Raw genomic sequence first — 20,216 nt, forward strand, 5'->3', positions numbered from 1 at the left:
CCGGCCACCGCGTTCGCCGCGCCGGGGCGGCCGCGACTTAGCATGATGGTGCCATGGTGATTGACCTCAACGCGGATCTCGGCGAGAGCTTCGGCATCTGGCGGCTCGGCGACGACCTCGCGCTCCTCGACATCGTCACGAGCGCCAACGTGGCCTGCGGCTTCCACGCGGGCGACCCGGTGACGATCAGGCGCACCTGCGCCGCGGCCGTCGACCGGGGCGTGGCGATCGGCGCCCAGGTGTCCTACCGCGACCTCGCCGGCTTCGGCCGACGGGCCATGGACGTCGAGCCCGAGGAGCTGTGCGCGGAGGTCCTCTACCAGCTCGCGGCCGTCGACGGCATCGCCAGGGCGATGGGCGGCCGGGTGTCGTACGTCAAGCCGCACGGCGCGCTGTACAACCGCGTCTGCCACGACAGGGAGCAGGCGGCGGCCGTGATCGACGCGGTCGCCGACTACGACGTCGCGCTGCCGGTGCTCACGCTGCCCGGCTCGGTGGTGCACGAGGTGGCCGCCGCGGCGGGCGTGCCGACGGTGAGCGAGGCGTTCGCGGACCGGGCGTACACGCCGGAGGGCACGCTCGTGCCGCGCAGGGAGCCCGGCTCGGTGCTGCACGACCCCGGCGAGGTCTCCTCGCGGGCCCTGCAGATGGCGGTGAAGGGCACGGTGACGGCCGTGGACGGCAGCCAGGTGTCCGTCGGGGCGCGCTCGATCTGCATCCACGGTGACACGCCGGGCGCGATCCGGCTGGCGCAGGAGGTCCGTGACGGGCTGCTGGCGGCCGGGGTGGTCCTGCAGGCGTTCACGTGATCCGCCTGGCGGGCGAGCACGGGCTGCTGGTCGAGACCGGCTCGCTGGAGCTGTCGCACCGGATGGACGCCGCCCTGCGCCGCGAGCGGCCCGACCGGGTCGAGGAGATCGTCCCCGGGCCCGACACGGTGCTGGTGGTGGCCCCCGGCGGCGACCGGGAGCGGCTGCGGGCGCGCCTGGAGCGGCTGCTGGCCCGCGAGCGCGACCGGAGCCTGGCCGCGGAGCCGGCGGCCGCGGCGCCGGTGGTGACGATTCCCGTGGTCTACGACGGCGCCGACCTGGAGCCGGTGGCCGAGCTCGCCGGCTGCGGCGTGGACGAGGTGATCGCCAGGCACGCGGGGCGCGAGCTGGTGGTGGGCTGGCTGGGGTTCGCGCCGGGGTTCGCGTACCTGACCGGGCTGGACCCGGTACTGCGGGTGCCGCGGCTGGACACGCCGCGCACCTCGGTGCCCGCCGGGTCCGTGGCCGTCGCCGGGCCCTACTCGGCGGTCTACCCGACCGCGTCGCCGGGCGGCTGGCGGCTGCTCGGGCGCACGGAGCTGCGGGTGTGGGACGTCGCGGCCGACCCGCCGTCGTTGTTCCGGCCGGGCACGCGGGTGCGGTTCGAGCCCGCATGATCGAGATCATCGTGCCCGGTCCGTACGCGACCGTCCAGGACCTCGGCCGGCCCGGCTACGCGCACCTCGGCGTGCCCCGCTCGGGGGCGGCCGACCTGGAGAGCCTGAAGCTGGCCAACCGGCTGGTCGGCAACCCCGAGGGGCTGGCCGGCGTCGAGCTGACCCTCGGCTCGGCGCGGCTGCGGTTCCTGCGGGGGGCGTGGGCGGCGCTGGCGGGCGCGCCCGTGCCGGTGTCGGGGCCGGCGCGGGGCGCGGGGATGGGCGTGCCGTTCTGGGTGCCGGCCGGGGCGGAGCTGCGGCTCGGGCTGCCCGCGCGGGGGCTGCGGACGTACCTGGCGGTGCGCGGCGGCATCGCCGTGGAGCCGGTGCTGGGCAGCCGCTCCACCGACTCGTTGTCGGGCCTCGGGCCTGAGCCGCTGCGGGCCGGCGCGCGGCTGCCCGTGGGGCCGGCGGCGGGCGTGATCGCGGCGGACGTGGCGCCGCTGCCCGAGCCGGGGCCCGCCGTGCTGCGGCTGCTGCCGGGGCCGCGCGACGACTGGTTCGTGCCGGAGGCGCTGGAGGAGCTGTGCGCATCCCCGTACGCGGTGACGCAGGACAGCAACCGGGTGGGGGTGCGGCTGCGCGGCCCCGAGCTGGTGCGGGCCAAGGACGGCGAGCTGCCGAGCGAGGGCATGGTGACCGGCGCGGTGCAGGTGCCGCCGAGCGGGCAGCCCATCGTGTTCCTGGCCGACCATCCGCCGACCGGCGGCTACCCGGTGATCGGCGTGGTGCGGGCGGCCGACCTCGGGGTGGCCGCGCAGCTCCGGCCGGGCGACGAGGTGCGCTTCAGCACGCGGCTCAGAGCGTGACGGTTCCCGTGACGCAGGTGACGGAGGAGCCGCCCACCCACACCTCGCCGTCGTCGCCCGTGCTGATGCGCACGCGGCCGGAGCGGCCGAGCGCGGTGCCCTGGGCGGCCGTGTAGGGGGCCTTGACGCGGCCGGTGCGCAGCAGCCACTGGGCCAGGGAGGCGTTGAGGCTGCCGGTGACCGGGTCCTCGACGGTGGCGCCCTGGAGCGGGAAGAACGCGCGCACCTCGTACGCGCACTCCGCCCCGTCCGGGTGCGGCCCGGCCACGCCCACGTCGCACGGCACCGTGCCGGGCCGCAGCGCGAGCACGGACGCGGCGTCGGCCAGCAGCAGCGCCACCCAGCCCGGCCCGTTGTCGGCCCACTCGGCGTCCACGACGTCCTCCCTGGCGATGCCGAGGGAAGCGACGATCCTGGCCAGCAGCTCCTCCTCGACCGGCCCGGACCGGATCAGCGGCGGCGCCTTGAACGCCAGGCCGCCGCCGGTGCGCCGCACCCGCACCAGCCCGGCGCCGCACTCCTGGACGATCTCGCCGGGCTCGCGGGGCGTGCCGCCGGCCTCCAGCCAGGCGTGGCAGGTGCCGAGCGTGGGGTGCCCGGCGAAGGGCAGCTCCTGGGACGGGGTGAAGATCCGCACCCGGTAGTCGGCCCGCGGGTCCTCGGGCGGCAGGACGAAGGTGGTCTCGGACAGGTTCGTCCAGGCGGCGAAGCGCCGCATCTCCTCCGTGCCGAGCCCGTCGGCCGCCAGCACGACCGCGAGCGCGTTGCCGTGGTAGGGCGTGGTGGTGAACACGTCGACCTGGGTGAAAGGGCGTGACATATCCCGGAGTCTGGCAGACAGGGCTTTTCCCGTGGACTCCCTGACCGCAGACTGGACGCTGTGGCGGACTTTGACGTTGTGGTCCTGGGCTCCGGCCCAGGCGGGCAGAAGGCCGCGATCGCCGCGGCGAAGCTCGGCCGGCGCGTCGCCGTGGTCGAGAAACGGCACATGATCGGCGGCGTGTGCATCAACACGGGAACGATCCCCTCCAAGACCCTGCGCGAGGCGGTGCTCTACCTCACCGGCCTCAACCAGCGCGAGCTGTACGGCGCCAGCTACCGCGTCAAGGACGAGATCACGGTCACCGACCTGGGCATGCGCACGCAGCATGTGATCGGCCGGGAGATCCAGGTGATCCGCAGCCAGCTCGCCCGCAACCACGTGACGGTGCTCCAGGGCACCGGCCGCTTCCTCGACCCGCACACGATCGGCGTGCGCGGCGACGACAACGCCGAGCAGAAGGTCACCGCCGACCGGGTGGTGATCGCCACCGGCACGTCGCCGGCCCGGCCGGACAGCGTCGAGTTCGACGACCGCACGGTGATCGACTCCGACGCGATCCTGCGCCTCGACCGGGTGCCCGAGACGCTGGTCGTCGTGGGCGCCGGGGTGATCGGCATCGAGTACGCCTCCATGTTCGCCGCGCTCGGCACCAAGGTCACGGTGGTCGAGCGGCGCGAGCGCATGCTGGAGTTCTGCGACCTGGAGATCGTCGAGGCGCTGAAGTACCACCTGCGCGACCTGGCGGTGACGTTCAGGTTCGGCGAGCACGTGGCGGCCGTCGAGCGGCGCGGCAACGGCGCGCTGACCGTCCTGGAGAGCGGCAAGAAGATCCCCGCCGACTGCGTCATGTACTCGGCCGGGCGTCAGGGCAAGACCGCCGAGCTGTGCCTGGAGGCCGCGGGTCTGGCGGCCGACCCGCGCGGCCGGATCAAGGTGGACGACAACTACGCGACCGAGGTGCCCCACATCTACGCCGTGGGCGACGTGATCGGCTTCCCCGCGCTCGCCGCCACCTCGATGGAGCAGGGCCGGGTGGCCGCCCAGCACGCCTGCGGCGAGCCGGTGCAGGAGCTGTGCGAGCTGACGCCGATCGGCATCTACACGATCCCGGAGATCAGCTTCGTCGGGAAGTCGGAGGACGAGCTGACGCGGGAGAAGGTCCCGTTCGAGGTGGGCATCTCGCGTTACCGGGAGCTGGCCAGGGGGCAGATCATCGGCGACTCGTACGGGATGCTCAAGCTGCTGGTGTCCTCGGAGGACCGGCGGCTGCTCGGGGTGCACGTGTTCGGCACGGGGGCCACCGAGCTGGTGCACATCGGGCAGACCGTCATGGGCTGCGGCGGGACCGTGGACTACCTGGTCAACGCGGTGTTCAACTATCCGACGCTCGCGGAGTCGTACAAGGTGGCGGCGCTGGACGCGATGAACAAGATGCGGGTGGTGGCCCGGCTCACGGCGGAGATGTAGGCGGAGCTGCAGGCAGGGCTGCGGGACGGCCGCGCGGCGGGCTCAACCCAGGGTCAACGGAACCTCAACACGGCCGGCCGCAGGATGGGCGGCGGTCGGGCGGTCTATGCTCTCCCGACGCCTCCCCCGCCGCCGACGTCCGGGACGAACACCGACATGTCACACACGATGCTCCCCCTCACCCCGTCCGACCCGCGGCGGCTGGGCCGGTACCTGCTGGCCGGGCGGCTGGGCGCGGGCGGCCAGGGCGTCGTCTACGAGGGCTACGGCGAGGCGGGCGAGCGCGTCGCGGTCAAGGTGCCGAGGTACGACGGCGCCGACTCGCGGGACCGGCTCGCCAGGGAGGCTGCGGCGGCCCGCCGGGTGGCCTCGTTCTGCACCGCGAAGGTGATCGAGGCGCAGGTGGAGGCCGCGCCGCTGTACATCGTCAGCGAGTTCGTGCCGGGGCCGAGCCTGAAGCGGGCGGTGGCGGCTTCGGGGCCGTACGGGCCCGACGCGCTGCGGCGGCTGGCGATCGGCGTGGCGACCGCGCTGACCGCCATCCACCGGGCCGGGATCGTGCACCGCGACCTCAAACCGGACAACATCATCATCGGCCCGGACGGCCCCCGGGTGATCGACTTCGGGGTGGCCCGCGAGGTGGGGCCGACGACGGGCGGGCCGCTCGTGGGGACGCCGGGGTACATCCCGCCGGAGGTGTTCCAGGGGCGGGGCGCGAGCGAGGCCGCCGACCTGTGGGCGTGGGGCATGGTGGTGCTGTTCGCCGCCCGGGGCGAGGACGTGATCGCGGCCGCGGACCCGGCCGCCCTGGTCGGGCTGGTGCTGGGGTTCGAGCCGGACGTGCGCGACCTGCCCGGGCCGCTGGGGCCGCTGGTGGCCGCGGCGCTGGCGCGCGACCCGGCGGCGCGCCCGTCCGCCCGGCAGGTGCTGCTGCGGCTGCTCGGCGACCCCGGCGGCGATGACAGCGGGGCCGGCGACGGCGGGGACGATCTCCTCGTCCGGGGCGGCACCCTGGCGGGCGCGCTCACCGCGCGTCCCGAGCCGGGCCTCGGCGCGATCGCGGAGGAGCTCTACGGCGAGCTGACCGAGGCGGAGCGGGCGGTCGTGCCCGAGGTGTTCCTGCGGATGATCGACGGCGACGAGCTCCGGCCGGTCGCCAGGGACGAGCTGCCGGAGACCCGGGCCGTGGACTCGATGCTCACCGTGTTCGGCGCCGCCGGGCTGGTCACGGCGACCGGCACGGCCGACGACGGCACGGCCGACGACACGGCTGACGGCAGGGTGGGCGGCAGGGTGGGCGGCACCGTGTACGAGCTGGCCGCGCCCGGCCTGCTGCACGCCTGGCCCCGGCTACGCGAGTGGGTGCGCGGCAACCGCGAGGGCCTGCCCGTGCACCGGCGGCTGGCCGACGCCGCCGCCCTGTGGGAGGCGAACGGCAGGCGACCGGCCGACCTCCTGCACGGCTCGGCGCTGGAGGCGACCCTGCAGTGGGCCGCCACCGCGCGCAGGGACCTGAGCCTGGGGCGGCGCGAGCGAGCGTTCCTGGACGCGGCGGCGGCCCAGGCCCGCCGGAGGGCGAGGACCCGCCGGCTGGTCGCGGCCGCCCTGGCCGTGCTGCTCGTGGCCGCGCTCGGCGGGCTCGGCGCCGCGGAGTACCTGCGCAGGGAGACCGGCAGGCAGCGGGACGACGCGCTGGCGCGCGAGCTCGCGCTGCGGGCCGCGGACCTGCGCGAGAGCGAGCCCCGGGTGGCGATGTTGCTGAGCGTGGCGAGCTGGCGGCTGAACCCGGCGCCGGCCGAGACCCGCGGCGCGCTGCACGACTCGCTCTCCCAGGACACGACCGCCGTCTTCCTCGACCCCGGCTACGCGGCCGGCACCGTCCAGGCCCTCAGCGGGGACGGCCGCGCCCTGGTGTCCGTGACGGGCGGGACCGCCACGATCTGGGACGTCCTGACGCGGCGCAGGACGGCCGTGCTGCCCGGCGTGGGCGCGGACGTCCGCCAGGCCGCGCTCTCCCCCGACGGGCGCACCCTCGCCCTGCTGACCGACGCGGAGGCGCGGCTGTGGGACGTCCGCGCCGGCGAGCCCGTCGGCGCCCCCGTCCCGCGCCGCGGCGAGCAGTCGGCCGGCGAGCTGGGCTTCGACGCCACCGGCCGCCGGCTCGGCGTCCCGTGGGGGAACCGGGAGCTGTGCGAGTGGTGGGACCTCGCCACCCGCGAACGGCTCACCACGCCCTCGGGGGCGCCGCTCAACGCGGTCACCCGCGACGGCCGCCACGGCTACGTGGCCGCGGGCCGCGACGCCGGGCTGTGGGACCTGCGGCGCGGCACCCGGACGCCGATCCCGCCGCTGAAGCCGGCCGGCGTCGTCGAGCAGGCCGCCTTCAGCGACGACGGCAGGGCGCTGGTGAGCACGGAGCTGCTGGAGGCCAGCGGCAAGCACCGGCTCCGCGTGTTCGACGTGCCGTCCGGCACGGAGGTCTTCGACGAGGAGGGCGACGTGGGCGGCGAGGCCGCGTTCGTCTTCGGCGACGCCTTCGTCGCCGCGTGGGGCGATCCCGGCCCGCTCCTGCTGCGGCGGCGCTCGTCCTTCGGCGGGGTGTACCAGCGGGCCCTGCCCGAGATCACCGGCCGGCTCCGCTTCGACCTCGCCGGCCGGGCGGTGCGCTACCTGGACGGGCGCGGCGCCGTCCGCACCGAGGACGTCTCGATGGTGTTCGACCAGCCCATGAACAGCGGCACCGAGGGCGGGGACGTGCGTCTGGACCCCTCCGCCCGGGTGCTGGCCGCCATCTGGGACGACTGGATCGAGGTCAGGGACGCCGCGACGGGCCGCGCGCTGATGAAGCCGCTGAGCTGGTCGGGCAGCAGCGGCGCGACCGCGTTCAGCGCCGACGGCCGCCTGCTCGCCCTGGCCGCCGACGACACGGTCACGGTCACCGTGCTGGAGCCGGCCGGGCCCCGGGTGACGGCCACGCTCCGGCTCGGCGGCGGGCGCCCCCGGAGCCAGGCCGGGGACCAGGCGACGGCCAGGCTCAGGGCCGCCGCCGGCGGGGGCGGGCCGGGCGTGGTCGCCATGGCCTTCAGCCCGGACGGCCGCACGCTGGCGGTGTCGCGTTACGAAGAGCAGGACAGCGCCCCGCGGGACAATGGCGGGCAGGCTCTCGTCGAGCTGTGGGACCTCGCGCGCGGCACCCTGCGCGCGGCCGCCGGGACGAGCGCGAACGACCTCGCCTTCCGCCCCGACGGGCGGCTGCTGGTGACCGTGGACCCGTTCCAGCTCGTGGACCCGGCCGCCGGCGTGACCCGGCCGCCCGCGCCGGGCACCGGGCAGCTCGGCGGCGCCTTCGCCTTCAGCCCGGACGGCCGGCAGGCGGCCTTCTCCGGCCCCGACCGGCTCACGCTGTGGGACGGCGACATCACGACGAAGCTCGCCGAGTTCCCCGTCGTGGCGGGCCAGGAGGTGAGCATGCTGGCCTGGTCGCCCGACGGGCGGCTGATCGCGACGTACGAGCAGGGCGGCCGGGTCCGGCTCTGGGACGTGCCGGGGCGCCGGCCGCTCGGCGTCGTCTTCGACGCCAGGCAGCCGGTGAACGGCACCGACACCGGGTGGGTGGCGTTCTCGGCGGACGGCGCGACCCTGCGCTCGGTGGCGCAGGACGGCACGATCCGGGTGCACGACGTGGCCGAGCGGCGGGTGGCCGCCGCCGTGTGCGCGCGGGCCGGCCGGCCGCTGAGCGCCGCCGAGTGGGCACGCTACCTGCCGGGCGTCGAGCCGTTCACCGTGTGCCCGTGAGCGCCGGGGCTCAGCTCATGGTCCACTTCTGGTTGGCCGCGCCCGTGCAGGTCCAGATCTGCAGGCGGGTGCCGTCGGCGCTGGTGTTGCCGGTGACGTCGGCGCACTTGTTCGCGGCCGGGTTGACCAGGTCGCGGCCGGAGGTGTAGGTCCACTGCTGGTTGGCCGCGCCGGTGCAGCTCCAGAGCTGGAGCTTGGCGCCGTCGGCGGTGCCGTGGTCCACGACGTCCAGGCACTTGCCGAGCGCGCGCAGCGTGCCGTCGCCGGGGCGGGTCCACTGCTGGGCGGCGGTGCCGTTGCAGGTGTAGAGCTGGACGGCGGCGCCGTCGGCGCTGCTGCCGCCGGCCACGTCCACGCACTTGCCGCCGAGGCCGGTGATCCGGCCGCCGCCGCCCGTGCCCTGGCTGCCGGACCAGGTGAAGGTGGCGCTGGTGCGGGCGGGCAGGGTGTAGGTGAAGGACTGGGCGCCCCAGTTCACCCGCAGCGAGCGGGCCGTGGTGCCGCCGTTGTGGGCGATGAGGGCCTTGGAGCCGTCGGGGTTGCGCCAGGCCACGTTGGGGATCGCGGTGCTCGCCGTGGAGTCGATGCGGTACGCGCCCGGCCTGACGAACTTGGTGAGGTGGCCGGTCGTGTAGTACTCGATCGTGTAGTCCACCTGGCCGGCTCGGCTGCCGCCCTCCTGGACGGTGACGAGGCCGGTGCAGGTGCCGCAGCCGCCGTTGTGCGGGCCCATGTTCTGGTTGACGCCGAGGCTCCACTTGACCAGGCTGCGGCTCCAGTTGCGGGCGTAGGTCACGATGTCGGCCATGTCCTCGTTGTGCTGGTTGCTGACCCAGGTGCCGCCGGAGTGCTCGGTGCTGAACTGCGGCACCGCCGGATACTGCCCGTGCACCTGCGTGCCGACCGCCGGGTCGCCGTAGTACCCGTGCCAGGCGATGCCGCCGAACAGCGGGTCGCCGCGCAGCGCGGCGTCGGCGAGGACGGGGCCGCCGATCTGGCCGTAGTCGCCGTAGTTCCAGTCGTGGACGAGGACCTTGGTGCCGATCCCGGCCGCCCGGAAGGCCGGGTAGACGAAGTTCTTGGTCAGCTCGATCAGGCCGGAGGCGTTCCAGTTCATGCCGGGGTAGTCCATGGCCGTGGGGTTGGACGCCTGGCAGCAGTTCGGCTCGTTCTGCACGGACAGGTACATCACCGGGACGCCCGCCGCCTGGTAGCTCTGGACGTACTTGGTGAGGTACTGGGCGTAGGTGGCGTAGTGCTCCCACTTCAGCCAGCCCATCTGGTCCATCCGGCCGTTGTCCTTCATCCAGCCGGGCGCGCTCCACGGCACGCCCATCACCCGGAGCTGCGGATTGAGCTGCCTGGCCTGGACGGTGAGCAGCCGGACGTCCGTGTCGTAGCCGTTGGCGCCGAAGTCGGCGAGGTCGCAGCAGGTGTCGTCGAGCGAGACCATGCCGGGGCGCGACAGGTCGGAGGCGCCGATCGGGTTGCGGACGAAGGACAGGCCGATGCCGTCGGACGGGGAGAACAGCCGGCGCATGACGGCGTCGCGGGTCGCGGCGCTGACCGGGCCGCCGCGCAGCAGGTACGCGGTGGTGTCGGTGATCGACGCGCCGCCGCCCTCGAACGGCTGGTACGTCGTCGCCTCGTCGACCGTGATCGTCTGGTCGGCGGCGCCGCCCGCCGGGCCGAAGGCGACCGGCGTCTGCTGCTGGAGGCCCCGGGTGACGGCCCGCCCGCCGGAGTCGGAGGTGGTGGTGAGCCAGATGTTCACCTGCTCGCCGGCGGCGTAGGCCGGGGCGGGCGCGGCCAGCCCGCACAGGGCGGCGGCGCAGGCGAGCGCGAGGAGGATTCTGGGCACGGCGCAAGTCCTTTCGGGCTGGGGGGTGATGCCCATGTAACAAATGAAACAGTTAGGAAACTTAACTCCGCACCCAGCAGCAGAACATGGGTCAATTGCCCCGTCAAGGCATGTAACAGATGAAACAATCAGCGCGGCGCGGGGCCGGTGGAGCCCCGCACGACCAGCTCGGTGGCCAGCGAGACGTGCAGCGCCTCGACGGTGTGCCGGCTGAGCAGCCGCATCAGCAGCGTGACCGCCATCCGGCCCATCTCCTGCAACGGCTGCCGCACGGTGGTGAGCGGCGGCGTGGTGGCCCGGCTGACGTCGATGTCGTCGAACCCGGCCACCGACAGGTCGCCGGGCACGCGGAGGCCGCGCTCGGCCGCCGCCCACAACGCGCCGACCGCCATCTTGTCGTTGAACGCGACCAGCGCCGTCGGCCGCTCCGGCAGGTCGAGCAGCTCGCCCGCGGCCCGGTAGCCGTGCTCGGCGCTCGGCTCCGGCACGCTGCGCAGCAACGCCGGCTCGGGCAGCACGCCCGCGCCGGCCAGCGAGGCGGTGTAGCCGGCCAGCCGCGCCTCGCTGGGCAGCCAGCGGGTGGGGCCGCCGATGATGCCGACCCGGCGGTGGCCGAGCTCGGTCACGTGCGCCATCAGCGCCCGTCCGCCCGCGAAGTGCGCGGCCGAGACCGCCGGGATGTCCTTCGGCGGGCGCGTGCGCGGATCGACGACCACGAACGGGAAGCCGCGGTCGCGCAGGCGCGCCAGCTCCTCCTCCGGCTCGGGCGGCAGGACGAGGATCGCGCCGGCCACGCCGGGCCGGGCGGGCAGGCCGGGCAGCACGGCGGCGTCCTGGGCGGCCTCGCCGGCGCCGAGGATCATCTGGCGGCCGTGCAGGTCGATGGTCTCGCCGACGGAGGAGACGATGAGGCCGAAGTAGTCGGTCAGCAGGTACGGGCAGCGCACGTACACCGCGCCGGCGAGCGGCTGCCGGGGGCCGGAGGCGGCCCGGGGATCGGCACGAGGGTCGGCCCGCTGGGCGGCCCGGGGATCGGCCCGGGGATCGGCCCGGGGGTCGGCACGGGGGCGGGGCGCCTGGTCGCCGAGCCGCTCGACGGCCGCCAGCACCAGCTCGCGGGTGTGCGGGGCGACGCCGGCGCCGCCGTTGAGCACGCGTGAGACCGTGGCGATCGACAGGCCCGTCTCGGCCGCGACGTCGCGCACCGTCGCGCGTGCCCTGCCCGCCCTCGCCATCGGCGCCCCTCTCGACGCCGCCAGGATAGCCAGCCGTACGTCCGCGGCCCGAAGATAGGGATATATCCCTACGCATCCGGGCGATATGGTCGCTACGCTCCTGCCGGGTTCGTCGACCGGAGGGGTGCGCGTGCGCGCGAAGACCGTGGGGAGATGGCTGCCGGGTTTCCTGGCCCTCGCCGTCATCTGGGGGAACAGCTTCTTCTTCATCAAGATCGCGGTGGGCGCGCTGCACCCGCTGCAGGTGTCGTTCGGGCGGATGGCGATCGGGGCCGCGGTCCTGCTGGCCGCGCTCGCCGTCAGCCGCCGGCCCCTCCCCCGCGACCCGCGCCTGTGGGGGCACTTCTTCGTCGCCTCGGTGGTGCTCACCACCCTGCCCTTCACCCTTTTCGCCTACGGCGAGCAGTACGTCTCCTCCGTCGTCGCGGCCATCTGGAACGCGACCACGCCCCTCTGCACGCTGGCCTTCACGCTCGCGCTGCGGGCCGAGCGGGCCACCGCGGGCCGGGTGAGCGGGCTGGGGCTCGGGTTCGCGGGCGTGATGGTGGTGCTCGGGGTGTGGCAGCCGATGGACGGCGGGCAGCTCGGCGGAAGCCTGGCCTGCTTCGGCGCGGCGCTCTGCTACGGCGTGGGCGGGGCGTACATGGGCCGCTTCATCACCGGGCGGCGGCCGGAGCCCGCCGTGGTGCTCGCGGCCGGGCAGCTCCTCGCCGGGACGGTGCAGCTCGCCGTGGTGACGCTGGCGGCCGGCGTGCCCCTGGCCGACCTGGACGCGCCCGCCGGGGTGTGGTGGAGCCTCGCGGCGCTCGGCGGGCTGGGGACCGGGGTGGCGTACCTGCTGATGTACTGGGTGCAGCGGCGGATCGGGGTGACGACGACCTCGACGGTGACGTACCTGCTGCCGGTGGTCGCGGCGGCCTCCGGGGTGCTGCTGCTCGGGGAGGGCATCAGCTGGAACCAGCCGGTGGGGGCGGTGGTCATCCTCGTGGCCATCGCGCTCACGCAGGGGGTGCTCACCCGGCGTCGCGCCGCCGCCCCGGCGGCCTGAACGTCACTCGGACGTGCTGCGGCGGGCGCGCGGCGCGGGCTTCTTGCGCCCCGCGACCAGGGTGTCGCCCGGCGCGGGCACGGGGTCCTCGGCGCGCTTGGGCGCCGGGGTGCGCGGGCGCGGGTGCGGCGCGGTGTCCTCGGCCCCGGGCGTCTGCGGAGCGGGCTCCTCCTTGTCCGCGACGGGCCGCGCGGGGCGCTCCTCGGGTGAGGTGGCGGCCTCGGGCTCGCGGGCCGGCTCGCCGGAGGAGCCGGGGGCGCCGGCGGCGCCGGGGTCGTCAGGGTCGTCGGGGTCGCGGAAGGACGCGAGGACGCGCTCCACGTCCTTGTCTGCGGCGAACTCGTCGGCCGCCTCCGCCTCCCGCCGCCGGATCACCACCATGTGGTCGACCGAGACCCGCCCGGCCCCCACCACGGCCAGCAGCAACGACGCCGCGCCGAGCAGGATCAGCTCGTTCATGGTGATCGGGTTGAGCGGCGGCGCGACGAGGAAGACCGACAGCGCCTCGGCGAAGAGGATCAGGCCCGTGATCGAGACCGCCAGCCCGGCGATCAGCAGCGCCCCGCCGATCAGCTCGGCGAGCATCGTGACCGTGGCCCACGCCTGCGGCGCGGGCGCGCCCTGCTCCAGGAACTTGGAGCCGGTGATCTTCAGGCCGTCCTCCAGCTTGGTCCAGCCGTTGGCGAAGAAGATCCCGCCCACGCCGAGGCGGGCGACTAAGGCCGCGACATCACGGAGGACCTGTTTCACGGTAGTTGTCTGCCCGGTTCGGGACATGGCACACCTCAATCACGGCGGAGCAGCACGGCCACCGCGACGGCCGTCAGGCTCAGCAGGACGACGCTCACGACGACGGTCGTGTGCAGGGCGTTGACGAAGGCCCACCGGGCGGCGTCGAGCAGCGCCCCTCCGGCGGAGCCGCCCACCTGGTGCGCGACGTGCGCGGCCGAGGCGAGCGACTGGCGGGCCTCGTCCATGCCGGCGGCGGGGACCCCGGCGACGGCGGGCAGGCCGGGGGCGTAGGCGACGGCGGTGATCGTGCCGAGCACCGCGACGCCGAGGCCGGCGCCCAGCTCGTACGCGGTCTCCTCGATGGCCGCCGCCCCGCCCGCCCGGGACTCGGGGACCGCGGACATGATCGTGTCGGAGGCGGCCAGCAGCGCCACCTGCACGCCGAACCCGATGCCGACGAAGCACACGGCCAGCATCAGCGGGTGGCCCTCGACGCCCCAGCTCAGCGTGGGGCTGAGGGCCAGCGCGACGAGCCCGAGGCCGCCGCTCATGGTGGCCCGCAGGCCGACCCGCGGCAGGATGTGGGCCGCGGCGAGCCCGCCGCACACGGCCGAGAGCACCAGCGGCAACATGCGCAGCGCCGCGCGCACCGGGCTGTCGCCGAGCACGAGCTGGAGGTACTGGGCCAGCATGAGCTGGAGCCCGACCAGCGCGAAGACGCCGAGGAGCACCCCGGCCACGCCGGTGGCGAACTCCCGCCGCCGGAACAGGCCGAGGTCGAGCAGCGGCACGGCCAGCCGCCGCTGCCGCCGGACGAAGGCCACCAGCAGCCCGGCCCCGGCCAGGAACACCAGCACCGACGCCCACCTCGGCATGAGGGTGCCCGAACCCGCCTCCTTGAGCCCGAAGGCCAGCAGGAGGACGCCGAGCACCGAGAGCGCGGCGCCGGCGCCGTCCCAGGGGCGCCCGCGGCGCACCGGCGAGTCGGGCAGCAGCCGGGCGGCGGCGGGCAGCAGCACGAGCAGGATGGGCACGTTGATGAGGAAGACCGCGCCCCACCAGAACCCGACCAGCACGCCGCCGATGAGCGGGCCGACGGCGGCGCCGGCCGCGGCGACGGCGCTCCAGACGCCGAGGGCGATCGCCCGCTCGCGCCGGTCGGTGAAGACCTGGCGGATGAGCGAGAGCGTGGCCGGCATGATCATCGCGCCGCCGACGCCGAGCAGCGCGCGGAACAGGATGAGCGTCAGCGGCGTCGGGGCGAACGCGGCCCCGGCCGAGGCCAGCCCGAACAGCACGAAGCCGCCGAGGACCAGGCGCTTCCTGCCGTACTTGTCGCCGAGGGTGCCGAACATGATCAGCAGCGGCGCGACGACCAGCGAGTAGACGTCGATGATCCACAGGAGCTGGACCGCGCTGGGTTCGAGCGCGGCGGTGAGCGCGGGCACCGCGATGTGCAGGACCGTCGCGTCCACCGTGATGAGCAGCAGCGCCAGGCAGAGCAGCACCAGGATCGACCAGCGGCGGTCGCCGGGCCGGCGGGCGGTGATCTTGACGAGCGGTGCGGCCTGTGTGACGGTCATGGGCCTCCTAGCAGGCCGATCCGTTGACAGGGCCCGCACGTGCAGATGGTCGGCCGCGTGCGAACCGCGGCTTCACGCCCGCTCCTGGTGAAGGAGGACGCCCCGGCTCGTGCGCTCCGGCTTGCGTGGCAGCTTAGGCCATGGGCCGCGCTTGTCATAGCGGTATCGCCTGATCCACGGTCTGACCGCACCTCTCTAGAGAGATACAGCCATATGTCGGCATCTATCCAACATCCACCGCCGAACCGATCATGGATCCGTGGGGACCGATCCAAGTGGCAGAAATGGTGACATTCAGGATAGGTCCTCACGCGAGTGGTGCGACGAGGCCCTGACCAGGCTCAACGCCGGCCGCCCCGAGTCCGCGCTGGAGGCCGCCCGCTGCGCCGCCGACCTCGACCCGGGCGCCGAATGGGCCTACCGGCTGATCAGCCTCGCCCACGAGCGGCTGGGCCGCGACGCCGACGCGCTCGCCCCCGCCGAGCGGGCGGTGGAGCTGGCGCCCGGATCCTGGCCCGCCCGCGTGCGGCTGGCCGCCGTGCTGCGCAGGCGGCCGGGCCGCTGGCGGGCGGCCGTCGAGCACGCCGAGCTGGCCAGGAGGTTCGCCCCCGAGCAGGCCGGCCCCGAGGTGCTGCTCGGCGACCTCGCGCTGCTGCGCGGCGACCACACCCGCGCCGAGGGGCTCTACCGGTCGGCGCTGGCCGTCGCCCCCGGCGACCCGCAGGCCCGCACGAACCTCGCGCTGGCGCTGCTGCGCTGGGAACGGCCGCGCCCGCACCACGACCCGGCCTGGCCCGTGGACCCGCGCGAGACCGGCCGGGCCAGGCGGGCGCTGGAGGTCTGGTCGCGGCAGGCGCGGCTGCTGGTGGCCGTGGCCACCGTCGCCGTCGCGGCGGCGGCGCTGCTGCTGGACCGGGGGACGGAGGCGCGGCTCGGCGGGTTCGCGGTGCTCGCGCTGCTGGTGCCGCTCACCGTCCGGCAGGCCCGCAGGGTCGGAGTCTGGCGGTACGTGCCCGGGATGTTCGGCAGGGACCCGTGGCTCGGGGCCGGCGTCGTGGCGGCCGCTGCGTCGGTGCCGGCCTTCGCCGCCTGGCTGGTGCTGGGGACCTCCGCCGCGGTGCCGCGCGCGCTCGACCCCGTGTGGGCGGGGCTGGCCGGCGTCCTGGTGCTCGGCTGGCCCGCGCTGGCGCTGGTGCGGGGGGTGGCGGAGTCCTGGCGGGGCCGGCCGCTGCCGGCCCTGGAGCAGGCGGTGCTCGCGGGCCCCGACCGGGTCGCCCGCCGCGACGCCGGGGTCATGCTCTGGATCGTGCTCATCAGGACGTGGACGGTCCTGGTGCCGCTGGTGGGCGGGGCGCTGGCGGTCGAGCCGCGGGCGGCCGTGGCGGCGCTGGCGGTGCCGTACCCGGTGGTGCGGGGTTGCCTGCGGGCCCGCTACCGCGACGACGTGTGGCTCCTGGTCGCGGCCGCGCTGGTGGTGCCGGCCGCGGCGGCCTGCGCGGCGGGCGGCCTGCTGGGGTCGGCGTGGGCCTGGCGGGCCGGGCTGGGGGCGCTGGGCGCGGCGGTGGCGGTGTTCGCGGCGCGGGCGGCGCGGGCCTGGTGGCGGGGCGGCCCGGGCCCCTGGCGGGCCTCGCTGGTCATGTGCGACCTGCCGATGGGGGCCGAGCCGTCGGTCGCGCTGACCGCCGAGGTGCGCCAGGCCATCTCCCACGCGCGCGGCGTCGTGCTGTCCTACGGCGACGGGCTCGGCCCCCGGGCGGCCGGCGCCGCCGCCACGGTCACCTCGACCGGCGAGCTGCGCCTGATCGCGGGCGCCGAGGCGTGGGAGGCGATCGCGGCCGACCCTCGGGTGGCGGTCTTCGCCGCCGACCCGTTGCAGCGGCGGTTCTGGGTGGAGGTGCGCGGCGTCGCGCTCGCCGACTCCGGCGTGCTGCGGGTCACGCCCACGCGGGTGCTCGTCGGCGAATACCCTGGGCGGCACCAGCGCCGGTGACTAGAGTTTTGTTCTATGCGGATTCTGCGTACTCCCGAGGAGCGCTTCGCCGCCCTGCCGGACTTCCCGTACGAGCCCCGCTACGCCGAGGTGGGCGACGGCCTGCGCATGGCGTACGTGGAGGCCGGCCCGGCCGGCGGCGAGCCGGTGGTGCTGCTGCACGGCGAGCCGAGCTGGTCCTTCCTCTACCGCCACGTCATGCCCGAGCTGGCCGCGGCCGGGCTGCGGGCCGTCGCGCCCGACCTCATCGGCTTCGGCCGCTCCGACAAGCCCGCCGACCCCGCCGACCACACCTACGCGCGGCACGTCGAGTGGACCCGCGCGCTGCTGCTCGACGCGCTCGGCCTGCGCGGCATGACGGTGGTCGGCCAGGACTGGGGCGGGCTCATCGGCCTGCGGATCGCCGCCGAGCACCCGGAGCGGGTGGCCAGGATCGTGGCGGCCAACACGGGCTTGCCCACGGGTGACATTCCCATGCCCGAGGTGTGGCACCGCTTCAGGCAGGCGGTGCGCGCCGCCCCCGTGCTCGACATCGCCCGGCTCGTGCAGGCGGGGTGCAGGAGCGAGCTGCCGCCGGAGGTGCGGGCGGCCTACGACGCGCCGTTCCCCGACGAGTCGTACAAGGCGGGGCCGCGGGCCATGCCGGGCCTGGTGCCCACCTCGCCGGACGACCCCGCCGCGCCCGCCAACCGCGCTGCCTGGCGGATTCTCACCACACTGGAGCGCCCGTTCCTGGTGGCCTTCTCCGACGGAGACCCGATCACGGGAGGTATGCGGCCGATCCTCCTCAAATCGATGGCAGGGGCCTCCGGCCTGGAGCATCCCGTGATCCACGGCGCCGGACACTTCCTCCAGGAGGACGCCGGAGCCGAACTCGGCCGTCAGATCGCCGTTTTCGTGACCTCCGCGCAGCGTGTCAGGACCGCCCAATAGTCCGTCCGGTGCGGTATAACCGGGGGCGGACCGGGGAGGCGTGATGCGTGAGTCCGACAGGGCCCAGGCCGCGGGGCGGGCCGCAGCGCGGGATCTGTTCGAACAGGTGCGGGAGCGCTACTTCCGGGTCCCCCCGGCCGTGCGCCGGGTGCTCTACGTCGTCGTGCTCGTCGCCACCATGGGCGCGGGCGCGGCGCTCGGCTGGAACCTGCTCACCACCTTCCCCCTCGTCCTGCTGGCGCTCGCCTTCGTCGCGCTGACCATGCGCTTCCCCCGCGCCGCCGCCACCACGCTGGTGGTGGCGGGCTGGGCGGTGCTGGCCGTGCAGGTCTTCGGGCGGCTCTACCCGGCGGGCTCGCCGGCCCTGCACCTCATGGTCGGGCTGGCCCTGCCGGCGGCCGCCGCCGCGCACCTCATCCGCTGGGTCACGCCGTGGGTGACCACGCTGGCCGCGCTGCTGCCCGCGGGCCTGCTCGGCGCCGCCGTCCACCTGGTCTCCGTCACGGCCTCGGTCTGGGCCGCGTACGCCGCCGCCCTCGCCGTGCTCGTCTACCGCTTCCTCCAGGCCCGCCAGGCCAGGGCCGAGAGCGCCGCCGTGGAGGAGCAGGTCCGGGTCAGGGCCCGCGAGGGCCGCGCCGAGGCGCACCACGACAAGGCGAGCGGCCTGCCCCAGATCTCCGTCGAGGACGCGCTCGCCGAGCTGGAGGGCATGGTCGGGCTGGCCCCGGTCAAGGAGCAGGTGCGCTCGATCGCCGCCTCCATCGAGGCCTCCCGGCTGCGCGCCGAGGCCGGCTACACCAGCGAGCGGCCCACCCGCCACTTCGTCTTCGTCGGCCCGCCCGGCACCGGCAAGACGTCGGTGGCGCGCGCGCTCGCCAAGATCTTCTACGCGTTCGGCCTGCTGGAGACCCCCTACGTGGTCGAGGCGCAGCGGGCCGACCTCGTGGGCGAGTTCCTGGGGGCCACCGCGATCAAGACCAACGAGCTGGTCGACCGGGCGCTCGGCGGCGTGCTGTTCATCGACGAGGCGTACGGGCTGGTCAACTCCTCCGACGGCCAGCCCGACCGGTTCGGCGCCGAGGCCGTGCAGACCCTGCTCAAGCGAGCCGAGGACGACCGCGACCGGCTCATCATCATCCTGGCCGGCTACGAGCAGGAGATGAGCGGCTTCCTGTCCAGCAACCCCGGCCTGGCCAGCCGCTTCGCCACCCGCGTGCGCTTCCCCGGCTACTCCCCGCAGGAGCTGGTCGAGGTCACCGAGCTGCTCCAGCGCCGCCGGGGCGACCAGATGAGCCCCGAGACCCGCCGGGTGCTGCTCGGCCGGTACGAGGACGTCCACCGCCGCGGCCTGGTCGACGAGCTGGGCAACGCCCGCTTCGCCCGCAGCCTGGTCGAGGCGGCCGCCCAGGCCCGCGACGTGCGCGTGGTGGGCGCCGGCGGCACGCCGAGCACGCAGGACCTCGTCACCACCACGACGGCCGACGTCGCCAAGGCGTTCGACGACCTCACCGCCCGCTTCCGCGGCTACGTCGCCACCCCCACGCTGGAGGAGGCCCTCGCCGACCTCGACCGCATGGCCGGCCTCGCCCCCGTCAAGCGGCAGGTCCACGCCATCGCCGCGCAGCTCCAGGTGGCCCGCATGCGGCAGGAGCGCGGGCTGCCGACGCCGCAGCAGATGCGGCACTTCGTCTTCGTCGGCCCGCCCGGCACCGGCAAGACCACGGTGGCGCGGGTGCTCGGCCGCATCTTCGCCGCGCTCGGCCTGCTGGCCCGGCCCGACGTGGTCGAGGCGCACCGCGCCGACCTGGTCGGCCAGCACCTCGGGGCCACCGCGATCAAGACCAACGAGCTGGTCGACCGGGCGCTCGGCGGCGTGCTGTTCATCGACGAGGCCTACAGCCTGGTCAACCCCGGCTACCAGGGCGGCGACGCGTTCGGCTCCGAGGCCGTGCAGACCCTGCTCAAGCGGGCCGAGGACGACCGCGACCGGCTCGTCGTCGTGCTGGCCGGCTACGAGCGCGAGATGGACGCCTTCCTCGCCACCAATCCCGGCCTGGCCAGCCGGTTCAACCAGCGCGTGGCCTTCCCCAGCTACTCCCCCGCCGAGCTGAGCGAGATCGCGGTGCTGCTCGCGGGCAAGGCCGGCGACACCTTCGACGAGGGCGCCCTGCGCAACCTCGACGAGGTCTTCACCTGGGTCTGCGCCGAGCGGCTGATCGACGGGCTCGGCAACGGCCGCTTCGCCCGCTCGTTGTTCGAGCGCGCCGCGATGCGCCGCGACGTGCGGCTCGCCGCGCAGGCGGGCGCGGGGGCGGCGGCCAGCGCCGCCGAGCTGACGACGATCACCAGCGAGGACGTCGCCGCCGCCGTGGACGAGCTGTCCGGCCGCTGACCCCCTCCTCTGAGGGGGCTTCTCCCTGCGCGAACTTGGGGCGCTTCTTCTCCCGGCTGCGTGCGCCTTCCGGCCACATGGTG

Annotated in this window: 14 protein-coding genes; 9 read left to right on the forward strand and 5 right to left on the reverse strand. The window is 75.2% G+C overall.

Annotation, left to right across the window (positions count from 1 at the left end; all coding sequences use genetic code 11):
- Positions 1–53 precede the first annotated feature (53 nt).
- Genes MF672_RS28685 through MF672_RS28695 form a run of 3 tightly spaced genes read left to right on the forward strand, consistent with a single transcriptional unit; the run spans position 54 to position 2,274 of the window.
- Complete coding sequence (locus MF672_RS28685; RefSeq protein ID WP_242378668.1) at positions 54–809, forward strand: LamB/YcsF family protein; 756 nt, start codon at positions 54–56, stop codon at positions 807–809.
- Positions 806–1,426 carry a 5-oxoprolinase subunit B family protein gene (locus tag MF672_RS28690; RefSeq protein WP_242378667.1) on the forward strand — a complete coding sequence of 207 codons (621 nt, stop codon included), beginning with the start codon at positions 806–808 and terminating at the stop codon, positions 1,424–1,426. The genes MF672_RS28685 and MF672_RS28690 overlap by 4 nt, the downstream gene beginning before the upstream one ends.
- The gene (locus MF672_RS28695; protein WP_242378664.1) at positions 1,423–2,274 is read left to right on the forward strand and encodes a 5-oxoprolinase subunit C family protein; all 852 of its coding nucleotides are present in this window, start codon (positions 1,423–1,425) and stop codon (positions 2,272–2,274) included. The genes MF672_RS28690 and MF672_RS28695 overlap by 4 nt, the downstream gene beginning before the upstream one ends.
- Here MF672_RS28695 and MF672_RS28700 read toward each other — a convergent pair.
- Positions 2,264–3,094 carry a PhzF family phenazine biosynthesis protein gene (locus MF672_RS28700; protein WP_242378663.1) on the reverse strand — a complete coding sequence of 277 codons (831 nt, stop codon included), beginning with the start codon at positions 3,092–3,094 and terminating at the stop codon, positions 2,264–2,266. The genes MF672_RS28695 and MF672_RS28700 overlap by 11 nt on opposite strands.
- Positions 3,095–3,154: 60 nt before the next feature.
- Between MF672_RS28700 and sthA the strand changes: the two genes are divergently transcribed.
- Together sthA and MF672_RS28710 are read left to right on the forward strand one after the other, a co-directional pair.
- A complete protein-coding gene (gene sthA, locus MF672_RS28705; protein WP_242378662.1) occupies positions 3,155–4,564 on the forward strand; it encodes a Si-specific NAD(P)(+) transhydrogenase in 1,410 nt (469 codons plus the stop codon).
- A 156-nt stretch (positions 4,565–4,720) separates the two neighbouring features.
- Complete coding sequence (locus tag MF672_RS28710) at positions 4,721–8,359, forward strand: WD40 repeat domain-containing serine/threonine protein kinase (RefSeq protein WP_242378661.1); 3,639 nt, start codon at positions 4,721–4,723, stop codon at positions 8,357–8,359.
- Between the two features lie 10 nt (positions 8,360–8,369).
- Here the strand turns inward: MF672_RS28710 and MF672_RS28715 are convergent, their stop codons facing one another.
- Positions 8,370–10,220, reverse strand: a complete 1,851-nt coding sequence (locus MF672_RS28715; protein WP_242378660.1) for a ricin-type beta-trefoil lectin domain protein — start codon at positions 10,218–10,220, stop codon at positions 8,370–8,372.
- Positions 10,221–10,348: 128 nt separating this feature from the next.
- Positions 10,349–11,455 carry a LacI family DNA-binding transcriptional regulator gene (locus MF672_RS28720; protein ID WP_242378659.1) on the reverse strand — a complete coding sequence of 369 codons (1,107 nt, stop codon included), beginning with the start codon at positions 11,453–11,455 and terminating at the stop codon, positions 10,349–10,351.
- A gap of 130 nt (positions 11,456–11,585) precedes the next feature.
- Here MF672_RS28720 and MF672_RS28725 point away from each other — a divergent pair, with 130 nt between their 5' ends.
- Positions 11,586–12,503: a DMT family transporter gene (locus tag MF672_RS28725; RefSeq protein WP_242378658.1), complete on the forward strand. Its 918-nt coding sequence runs from the start codon at positions 11,586–11,588 to the stop codon at positions 12,501–12,503.
- Positions 12,504–12,506: 3 nt separating this feature from the next.
- Here the strand turns inward: MF672_RS28725 and MF672_RS28730 are convergent, their stop codons facing one another.
- Both MF672_RS28730 and MF672_RS28735 read right to left on the reverse strand, forming a co-directional pair.
- Positions 12,507–13,253, reverse strand: coding sequence for a DoxX family protein (locus MF672_RS28730; protein WP_242378657.1), 747 nt, complete (start codon positions 13,251–13,253; stop codon positions 12,507–12,509).
- 35 nt (positions 13,254–13,288) lie between these two features.
- Complete coding sequence (locus MF672_RS28735) at positions 13,289–14,818, reverse strand: MFS transporter (RefSeq protein ID WP_242378655.1); 1,530 nt, start codon at positions 14,816–14,818, stop codon at positions 13,289–13,291.
- A 259-nt stretch (positions 14,819–15,077) separates the two neighbouring features.
- On the opposite strand from MF672_RS28735, the gene MF672_RS28740 reads away from it, so the two are divergent.
- Genes MF672_RS28740 through MF672_RS28750 form a run of 3 tightly spaced genes read left to right on the forward strand, consistent with a single transcriptional unit; the run spans position 15,078 to position 20,133 of the window.
- On the forward strand, positions 15,078–16,808 hold the full coding sequence (locus MF672_RS28740) for a tetratricopeptide repeat protein (RefSeq protein ID WP_247815471.1): 1,731 nt from the start codon (positions 15,078–15,080) through the stop codon (positions 16,806–16,808).
- 15 nt (positions 16,809–16,823) lie between these two features.
- On the forward strand, positions 16,824–17,741 hold the full coding sequence (locus MF672_RS28745) for a haloalkane dehalogenase (protein WP_242383799.1): 918 nt from the start codon (positions 16,824–16,826) through the stop codon (positions 17,739–17,741).
- Positions 17,742–17,784: 43 nt separating this feature from the next.
- Entirely contained in the window at positions 17,785–20,133 is a 2,349-nt protein-coding gene (locus MF672_RS28750) for an AAA family ATPase (protein ID WP_242383798.1), read from the forward strand.
- Positions 20,134–20,216 lie beyond the last annotated feature (83 nt).

The sequence above is a fragment of the Actinomadura luzonensis genome (assembly GCF_022664455.2).
Lineage (GTDB): Bacteria > Actinomycetota > Actinomycetes > Streptosporangiales > Streptosporangiaceae > Nonomuraea > Nonomuraea luzonensis.

Coding starts and splice junctions, on each gene's coding strand:
- MF672_RS28685 (WP_242378668.1), top strand. CDS start 54: ATGGTGATTGACCTCAACGCGGATCTCGGCGAGAGCTTCGGCATCTGG.
- MF672_RS28695 (WP_242378664.1), top strand. CDS start 1,423: ATGATCGAGATCATCGTGCCCGGTCCGTACGCGACCGTCCAGGACCTC.
- MF672_RS28700 (WP_242378663.1), bottom strand. CDS start 3,094: ATGTCACGCCCTTTCACCCAGGTCGACGTGTTCACCACCACGCCCTAC.
- MF672_RS28710 (WP_242378661.1), top strand. CDS start 4,721: ATGTCACACACGATGCTCCCCCTCACCCCGTCCGACCCGCGGCGGCTG.
- MF672_RS28720 (WP_242378659.1), bottom strand. CDS start 11,455: ATGGCGAGGGCGGGCAGGGCACGCGCGACGGTGCGCGACGTCGCGGCC.
- MF672_RS28735 (WP_242378655.1), bottom strand. CDS start 14,818: ATGACCGTCACACAGGCCGCACCGCTCGTCAAGATCACCGCCCGCCGG.
- MF672_RS28745 (WP_242383799.1), top strand. CDS start 16,824: ATGCGGATTCTGCGTACTCCCGAGGAGCGCTTCGCCGCCCTGCCGGAC.
- MF672_RS28750 (WP_242383798.1), top strand. CDS start 17,785: ATGCGTGAGTCCGACAGGGCCCAGGCCGCGGGGCGGGCCGCAGCGCGG.